This window comes from Pedobacter sp. 01T416_2, from assembly GCF_056398925.1.
In genome coordinates, this window is the sequence record NZ_JBFTQI010000243.1 from 1 (window position 1) to 7,521 (window position 7,521).

The 7,521-nt window shown below is 38.5% G+C and carries 10 protein-coding genes; 2 read left to right on the forward strand and 8 right to left on the reverse strand.

Annotation, left to right across the window (positions count from 1 at the left end; all coding sequences use genetic code 11):
* Nucleotides 1–91 precede the first annotated feature (91 nt).
* Nucleotides 92–670, forward strand: coding sequence for a super-infection exclusion protein B (locus tag AC1DPQ_RS12030; RefSeq protein ID WP_477579763.1), 579 nt, complete (start codon nt 92–94; stop codon nt 668–670).
* 16 nt (nt 671–686) lie between these two features.
* Here the strand turns inward: AC1DPQ_RS12030 and AC1DPQ_RS12035 are convergent, their stop codons facing one another.
* The 6 genes from AC1DPQ_RS12035 to AC1DPQ_RS12060 all read right to left on the reverse strand — a co-directional run bounded on the left by AC1DPQ_RS12035 (nt 687) and on the right by AC1DPQ_RS12060 (nt 5,126).
* Nucleotides 687–1,562 (reverse strand): macro domain-containing protein, encoded by an 876-nt coding sequence (locus AC1DPQ_RS12035; RefSeq protein ID WP_477579761.1) that lies wholly within the window; start codon nt 1,560–1,562, stop codon nt 687–689.
* Between the two features lies 1 nt (nt 1,563).
* The gene (locus tag AC1DPQ_RS12040; RefSeq protein ID WP_477579759.1) at nt 1,564–2,064 is read right to left on the reverse strand and encodes a TIR domain-containing protein; all 501 of its coding nucleotides are present in this window, start codon (nt 2,062–2,064) and stop codon (nt 1,564–1,566) included.
* Nucleotides 2,065–2,250: 186 nt separating this feature from the next.
* Complete coding sequence (locus AC1DPQ_RS12045) at nt 2,251–3,255, reverse strand: hypothetical protein (RefSeq protein WP_477609456.1); 1,005 nt, start codon at nt 3,253–3,255, stop codon at nt 2,251–2,253.
* Between the two features lie 3 nt (nt 3,256–3,258).
* Nucleotides 3,259–4,200 carry a tetratricopeptide repeat protein gene (locus tag AC1DPQ_RS12050; RefSeq protein WP_477579756.1) on the reverse strand — a complete coding sequence of 314 codons (942 nt, stop codon included), beginning with the start codon at nt 4,198–4,200 and terminating at the stop codon, nt 3,259–3,261.
* Nucleotides 4,201–4,255: 55 nt separating this feature from the next.
* On the reverse strand, nt 4,256–4,621 hold the full coding sequence (locus AC1DPQ_RS12055) for a hypothetical protein (RefSeq protein WP_477579755.1): 366 nt from the start codon (nt 4,619–4,621) through the stop codon (nt 4,256–4,258).
* A gap of 238 nt (nt 4,622–4,859) precedes the next feature.
* Nucleotides 4,860–5,126 carry a hypothetical protein gene (locus AC1DPQ_RS12060; protein WP_477579753.1) on the reverse strand — a complete coding sequence of 89 codons (267 nt, stop codon included), beginning with the start codon at nt 5,124–5,126 and terminating at the stop codon, nt 4,860–4,862.
* A 104-nt stretch (nt 5,127–5,230) separates the two neighbouring features.
* On the opposite strand from AC1DPQ_RS12060, the gene AC1DPQ_RS12065 reads away from it, so the two are divergent.
* Complete coding sequence (locus tag AC1DPQ_RS12065) at nt 5,231–5,653, forward strand: DNA cytosine methyltransferase (protein ID WP_477579752.1); 423 nt, start codon at nt 5,231–5,233, stop codon at nt 5,651–5,653.
* On the opposite strand, the gene AC1DPQ_RS12070 is transcribed toward AC1DPQ_RS12065, so the two are convergent.
* Nucleotides 5,643–6,674: an O-methyltransferase gene (locus tag AC1DPQ_RS12070; protein WP_477579750.1), complete on the reverse strand. Its 1,032-nt coding sequence runs from the start codon at nt 6,672–6,674 to the stop codon at nt 5,643–5,645. The two genes, AC1DPQ_RS12065 and AC1DPQ_RS12070, sit on opposite strands and share 11 nt — an antisense overlap.
* 2 nt (nt 6,675–6,676) lie before the next feature.
* Nucleotides 6,677–7,521 (reverse strand): hypothetical protein (locus tag AC1DPQ_RS12075; protein ID WP_477609458.1); only part of this gene is annotated, 845 nt, incomplete at its 5' end.

Below are 7,521 nucleotides of genomic sequence, written 5' to 3' on the forward strand. Positions count from 1 at the left end.
AAATTACTGTTTATCAAAAAAATGCAAATAATACTTGAAGTCTTGAATCCAATGTTTATATTTGATTGTAACAAATAAGTTACTTTTGATTATGACAGAAATTATCAAATACATTTTTGAGGGTAAGGTTTCTTCTCGGATCTGGATCCTATTGGCAACCTTAAGTGGGTTCTTATTACTAGCATCATCCTTTTATATTAACATTTTAGGATTGGCTTCATTGAAAGTTAGGTATGGAGAATGGTTAGGGATAGTGTTTTTAATTTCGTCTGCTTTTATCTTGATTAGGATATTATACTGGTTCTTTAATAAAATTTCGTTCGAATGGAAGTGGTTTTGGCATAAAAAAAATATACAGAGAAATGTATATTCAATGGATCTTACAGAAAAATATTTATTAAGAGAATTCTATTTGCAAAATAGAGATACACTTGCGCTTCCCTTTATTGATCCTACAGTAGCAAGTTTGATATCAAAAGGCATACTCAGGCAAGTTGGCAACTATGGTGAGAATCATTATGGCTCATTATCCTTTAATTTTTCCATCAGTAAATATGCGAGAAAATATCTTTCCTATGAGTTTTTTAGTCTGTCTGTCGGCAATAGATATAATGAATTCGAATTAGCGGAAATCCGCAATTCCAGACCGCAATATTTACTTGGCAGATAATATTGATCGAGAATCTTTAAGGAAGATAATGTTTTAAAAGATCTTTAACCTCAAAAAGGTTCAACGAAGATTTTGAAACATCACTCGGATGCACAACGATTATTAATTTATTAGAAAAAATCTGATCTTCAGATGCATTAATAAAAGACTGTGCGATGATAGCAATTAATTTTTTCCTACTGGTTGTAAGTCTTCCGAGACCTGATCCTATAGCAGGTATAACGGTATCAATCTGTTCGCCTTTATTTGCAATGAAGTCCCAAAGTCCATCGAGTGATTTTTGAACGTTATTCAGAGTGGTACGGGCATTATTATTAAAATTTAGATCGGACATTGCAAACCAATAAAAGAACTGATCACCCTCTCTAAATTTTACTGTTGTTCCAAAATCATATCTGTGTTTTTTCCCTGACTCTTTATTGACAGATGTATATTCTAAGCCAGAGAGCCCTTCTTCTATTTTTTGATCTAATTGATTGATACGTTCAGAGTAGAATTTTTCAGTAAACTGGCCTTGAAGGCTTCTTGGAGAAATAACCCCATTTGCAATATTTGTATCAAATGTGGTGTTTGTACTTATGACCTTTTGTCCTGCTATATTGAATATATCATCTATATGAACCTCAATTGAAAGGTCCTGCCCTGGATATTTATAAGTTATTTTCTTTACTGGACGTCTAGTGAAAATAACAGTAATCAGGCCAACAAGAATAAGTATGTAGATCCAAAATGCGGGTAATGTGGTTTTATCGACTAAGTGAAATGAATCAGAAATATCCACAATAGTCCATGTTCCGCCCACCACGGCAATGAAGGTTTTTACGGAGTCTACGCTCCATAGCGCATAAAGCCAATAAGATTTTGTTCTAAGGGAACGTAAATGGTAATTCATTTTATAGCCCTAAATTATCGTAAACTGATTGTACGTAATTATACGGCCCAGAATGTCCCTGGCTTAGATGTGATTTATAGGCCGATGGCCAATTTTTGATCGCATAGTCAATAATCTTGTGGCCGAAAGGTACATGAATAACCAGCTCTTCTCTTAATATTGGTGGGCAGAGTACTCGGTTTATCTCCCTTTTCTTATCTAAGTTTACAGCAATAATGGGAATACCCATATTTATCGCTACTTCAATTTCCCACCTTACAAATTTGTAAAGATTTTGCGTACTGTTTCCAATGAGAACAATAAAAACATCACTTGCATTCAATCTCGTTTTTAAACTGCGTTTGATAGTTTCTTCAGAACTGCTATCCCTTGCTTGAGTTAGATCATGAGCATTTACAAAAGTAAAATCAAATTTTTCATTTTCGTGCCAGGCCTGCATTAATCTATAATAATTGATATCGTTGTCGCCGTCAAAACAGGCATAACATGTTCCATTGTACATATTCCTAATTTGTTTAATGTTATAAATATATGAACTACTCTTAATACATATTATTTTTTATTAAAAAAGGGTGTATTTACCCTCAATCGCCATTTATTATATTATGACGGTCGTTTTATTTTGCTATCAATATGATGTTGTTTGATTCTTCTGCCTCTGCATTTGGTTGTGCGGTATTTTACACAACTAATAATTCAAAGACGACAATCTCGTTAAAATGATCCTTAACATTTCTTTTTCGTGATGTGGTATCTTTAGAGTTGGATTTTTTCCTGTTAGTTTATGTATCATAATTCCATCGTTGGTTTCCTGTATCCTGATAATATCTTCCAGCTTAATGATGTGCGCTTTTTCAGCACCATAATGTAACAGTCTTTTTTGGGTGAGGTATATTGGCCCTGAACTGATCAGTTTGGAATATGTTCCGCCATATTTCGAACGCATTGCCCTTTCCTCATACCAGGCAACATTCTCGATATGCAAATGGCAGCTTTCGCTTTTCTGTAGGCTGATCAGTGGGTTGAGCAAGGGTAATGGCGTGTTTTCCAGTGCCCAATAAAGCTTCCCATAATTGAACAGTTGCATGGTCCTGGCATCTGAGTTTGGTGTGATATTTAGGTTCTGACAGAGCAATTTCCATTGCTCTTCGTCCCTTGGGGAAATCCGTTTGGTCTGTATGAGTTTGGTGAAATACTGGGTGACGAAATTGGTACGGATTCTATTGGAAATTTCTGTTATTATCTTTTTTGGAAGTTGTAACTGTTCCTCCAGGCGGTCGAGCTGGGTTCTTTCTTCCTCTGAAAAACGCCCGTCTGCGATAGCCTTTACATAACATTTTTCATAGACTGTTGCACCTATTCCCCAGGTCAAGAAAGATACCTGGCTATCGTCAAGGGCTAGGATCTGTTGGAGGTATTCCAGTTTTTTACGGTTGCCAAGCTCAAGTTTGAAGTCCTTGATGAGGTTATTGAGCATAACAGCGTAAAACTCTTCCATATTCAGCCTAAATTCTTCCATCAGTATAATTCCGTACCGGTTGCCAATTTCTGCTATCTGCTCTTTGGTAATCATCGCAATGGGCTGGGTAGCCAAAAGGTTATTGACTTCTATGATGGCATTTTCACTTGGCTGTTGCCCAAATATCCTTTGCATCAGGCTCGGGCGGAGAAGGTTTTTCTGTTGGTATACCATGGCTTAATATTTTCTGTATTCTTCGTAAATTGGGGAGTTCCAGTTGCAGACCCCTCCATGCCAGGAGCAGGCACCTCGGCCACTTGCGCCGGATGTTGTACCATCACAACAAAGGGTGATATAACCCGAGATTCTGCGTTTTAAGGGGTTGATTTTGTTGTAAAGTGTTTTGGCTCCGGAATAGTTAAGGTCACGCGATCTGCCAAGATCCGCTACTGCCAATTTTATTTTGCCAAGCTTATAATAACAGTAGGCACGGTCATAAAGCAGTTTCGCGTCTTCGCCATGGTCACCCAGCACTTTGTCAAAATGGCTTAATGCCGATTGGTATTTTTTCCATTTGAGCAGGTCTTCTCCGCGGACAGAGTCCCGGTCGTTTGTCGCTTTTCCAAGTGCAACGGTATCCGCTATGGTCGTGAGAAAGGTGGCCGCCGTAACCAGTGCGGCGTCTGCCTTTTCGGGGTTGTGTTTTTGGGTACTATAGCGGGATAGATATAGATTCAGGCTGTCCAGCCGTTTCCTGTTTTCTTCTTTTTTTATTTCCTGTTTTCTTTTTTCCTTGGCGAGATCGGCGATACGCTGTTTTTCAGCAAGTATATCCATGTGGTGGTAATGGACCAATAAAGGAATTAGTATAATCCCGGCAAGCATGTAGCTGCCCAGCCTGATCCTGTGGGTCAGTGAAAACAGTAGCTTGCGCTCTAGCCAGGATCTTCCGGCGGGAAGGGTGACGATGGCGGCAAAACCCAGAACCAGCGAGATGACTGGATGGGCAATATACACTGCTGCGAAAATGAGCAGCACGATAAAGATGATAATATCGATAATTTCTTTACTGGTTTTTTTTGGCTTTTTATTCGGGTTGTTTTTCTTCGCGTTGAAATAATCGGGCAATACCTTTGCAGGCTGAGGGATAAGGTCCGGGATATATTTATGTTTGGACATGAGCGTGCGTATTTGGGAGGTTAATGTAGTGTTTTTTAATGCTTGTTTATGTCGGTCAACGGCCTTTTATATTGTTGCTGTCCACGATTTGAAACTCATCGACCTTATTGTCAACGTCAAGCTGGACGATAAACCATTTTGCCCGGACAGGTGGGGTATAGTGCTGGATGATGGGGTAGAAAAGTTGCCTGTCCCTGCCATTGTAGTTTTCGGGTTTGCCGAGCAGGGCAATGAGTTCGTCCTTGGTCAGCCCCTTAATTTTCTGATGACTGATAAGATCCTTCAGCATTGTGTCGCGGAAAACATATCCCATGCTGTCTCTTTTAGACCACTTCTGGCTGTCAAATGTTGTTTTTTTGACACTGGTTATGCAGGCGGAAAAAATGCAGAGTAGGAGGATTGGGAAAAGGATTTTTGACATCGGCATTTATATTTTTTCTTCAATTAGACTAAATTAGAAAGTTCATTTTGAATCTAGTTATGGTTAACCGTAAAGCTGCAAAATAAAAGAAGGCCAATGAGCGTGTTTTTCTGCTTGGCTGATCATTTTCCAGCATACTTTCTAAAAGCAGTAATGGTTTGATAAACACCGTATCCGACTAGAATTCTTGCTAGCTGATAAAGTATGTCAGCTTCATCGATTTTCTTTTGGGATGGGTTTATGGTTTTTTTGTCTTTTTTAGTCGCGGCGCAAGACCGATCTGCTTTACCCTTGACATAGGAAATACGTCATAACGTCCGTCTTTCTCATGATAGAAGAAGATAAAGCTCTGTGTTTTTCCTATAAAATAGTTCTCTTGATCTGAAACTAGTTCTCGGTCGTCAAGAACGATTTTAGTGCCAAGGGTGGAGTGGTTATCCAAAATAGAATCGGCTTGGGATTTTGCAAATGCAAAAACCAATCCTAAAGTGAAAATACTCCACATCAATAAAGTCATCAGCAATCTGGAAGTATGACTAGACTTTTCCCGGTCATGTTTAAGGTTTATCTCATTAAGAACGATTACGTAAAAACAATTATCTAAATAAGTTGAATGTTGTCATAACTGATATTGGTGATGAAAAATCTATAGAAAGGCTTTTAAAGAACAATGAAGTATCCGGTTGCTTCGGAACTCGACATTCTGAAGCGATTGCCTTAAGATATCAAACCCTCATACCGGGACAACAAGACAAGATTTCGAAATCCGTTAAACTCAGAGAGGACGGATATTGCCCAACATTAAGAGCTGGAACTGACAGTAGTAAAGGTAGTTATCAAGCAGTTAGGCCGATACATCCGACGCAAGCCCGTGTAATCACCCCGCGGGAAGCGGCGAGACTACAAGGTTTTCCAGATTGGTTTCAGTTTCATGAAACTAAATGGCATAGTTTTAGGCAGATCGGAAACAGCGTATGTCCAATAGCTGCCGAGAAAGTGTTAACGGCCATAAAAGCAACACTTAGTATATAACCTTAGAATAATAAGGAAGGTATTTGTAATATTTATAGTATCCTTCGATAAGCGTGACATGTTCATTCTGGGTCGTTCCGTAAAGGAAGTCCAACGATTTAGCCATGTCCGAAATGTTGGACGCTGGAATTTTCTTATCTATTTCTATTCGTTCCAACACGGTCATAGCTGGTACTGCTATATGATGGGCGTCGATGAATTCTGTACCAATAGGACTGGATTGATAAAACTCCCAGGTTTCGATCTTGGTCTGTTCCATAATTTTACAAAAATCAGTTTGACCGGTTATTAATCCGCAAATCGTTGTCATAGTCTGACCGTCTGCATAAAGAAAGGCCGACAAGTGATTAAAAGTTAAATTTTTGTTGGCTTTAGCCAAACCTCGGTTTATAGCTCTAATCCCCATCGCTCGGACTACACCGGAAAAGTTTTTTAAAATATCTCTATTAGTAATATTTTCAGGAATGTATAATTGATAAGTCGGATCGTTTTTTAAAAATTCCTTAACGCTATTCGCGTCAGTTACCGCACAGCCGACTTGATTAGAATCAATAAAAGAACCGATTTGTGCGTTAAAAGTAAACTTCAATATGTCTAAAGCCGACAGTTTTTCCGCAATTAACTCCAGATCGACAAGCTGTTGTCTCAAATCTTTAGGTGCCGCATAATCTAGCCAAATTATTTGATTAGTGTCACTTTTGAAAGTAAATTCTGTAATGTAATCGGTACTTTTTTTGTTATAGATATTTAAAAAATGATAAGGATTATTAAAGCATTGCCTCGAATATGCGGAGAAGTCTATTTCAATGCAATCCATATCTGTAATACCAAGTTCGATGTGAAATAATTTGAAATCTTCCAAAAATGCGGCACCGAACCCCACGTACTTATATTTTTTCAAGTCGATTTGGGAAGAACCATCTAGTATTTTTAAAAGAGCGATAAATAGGTTCCGCTCGATCGCTTTATGCGGACGAAGATGATACGGAATAGTCGCCCCGGTTATTTTTGCCTTGCTCATAATTAATATTCGATTTGCGAATGGATTTCATCAAAGCACCATCCACCTACCTCCGCCGCAGATGTGCTTTTTCCATCTAAAAAATAAGTCCTGACCGCTTCAACTTTTTCTTTTTCCCGAACGAAACTGATGGTTACAAACAGATTTCGGACCTCTTCATTAGGTTTAGGTAAATTAGGTAATTGAAATTCTGCACTTTCGTCCTTTTTTGTAACAGTTTGTAGTTTAATTAAAGGAGATTTCGTTTGGCCTGGCTTTAATGCGTTAATAGTTTTAGGTGATTCAAATAGTTTGGCCCTTTCTTCACTAGGGGTTTTCCAGTCATTTGTAAACGACGTGAAAAATCTAAGCCCTTCTTTAATTTTATTTTTAACATCGGCATAAATTTCGGAACTGGTATCCAATCCTCTTTTGGTAGTTGTAACCGGTAGACTAATTGGATTGTTTGACCGAAAATGTACTACACCCGCAATGGATATAAATTGTGTGTGGTATTTAGGAACGGGGGACTCGCCCCATCCGGTTAAAAAGGTTTTATCACAATACAAAACTACTCGGTCATTACAGATAACGGTAATACCTGCATTTTCACTTTGCGATTTTGCATAACTGCCATCCAACTCTTTATCTATTTCATCCTCACTCGCCGGTGGCCTGTAAAAACCGATAATAATTTCGACGTCGACGTCCTTAATTTTTGTAGCATAAACATAAGGCCTTATGGCTTTCTGCATCGCATCAGCCGGTTCTGTAGTTATAATATTAAGCTCCAAAGGTTCGATTTTCGTTCCATTTAACTTGATAACGAAACCCTGCTGAACGATATAACCATAATGCTGCTTTAGGG

What these genes read in the sequence shown, in the direction of transcription:
- AC1DPQ_RS12045 (WP_477609456.1), bottom strand. Translation starts at nt 3,255, where the DNA reads ATGGTATACCAACAGAAAAACCTTCTCCGCCCGAGCCTGATGCAAAGG.
- AC1DPQ_RS12035 (WP_477579761.1), bottom strand. Translation starts at nt 1,562, where the DNA reads ATGAATTACCATTTACGTTCCCTTAGAACAAAATCTTATTGGCTTTAT.
- AC1DPQ_RS12050 (WP_477579756.1), bottom strand. Translation starts at nt 4,200, where the DNA reads ATGTCCAAACATAAATATATCCCGGACCTTATCCCTCAGCCTGCAAAG.
- AC1DPQ_RS12030 (WP_477579763.1), top strand. Translation starts at nt 92, where the DNA reads ATGACAGAAATTATCAAATACATTTTTGAGGGTAAGGTTTCTTCTCGG.
- AC1DPQ_RS12040 (WP_477579759.1), bottom strand. Translation starts at nt 2,064, where the DNA reads ATGTACAATGGAACATGTTATGCCTGTTTTGACGGCGACAACGATATC.
- AC1DPQ_RS12060 (WP_477579753.1), bottom strand. Translation starts at nt 5,126, where the DNA reads ATGTGGAGTATTTTCACTTTAGGATTGGTTTTTGCATTTGCAAAATCC.
- AC1DPQ_RS12055 (WP_477579755.1), bottom strand. Translation starts at nt 4,621, where the DNA reads ATGTCAAAAATCCTTTTCCCAATCCTCCTACTCTGCATTTTTTCCGCC.
- AC1DPQ_RS12070 (WP_477579750.1), bottom strand. Translation starts at nt 6,674, where the DNA reads ATGAGCAAGGCAAAAATAACCGGGGCGACTATTCCGTATCATCTTCGT.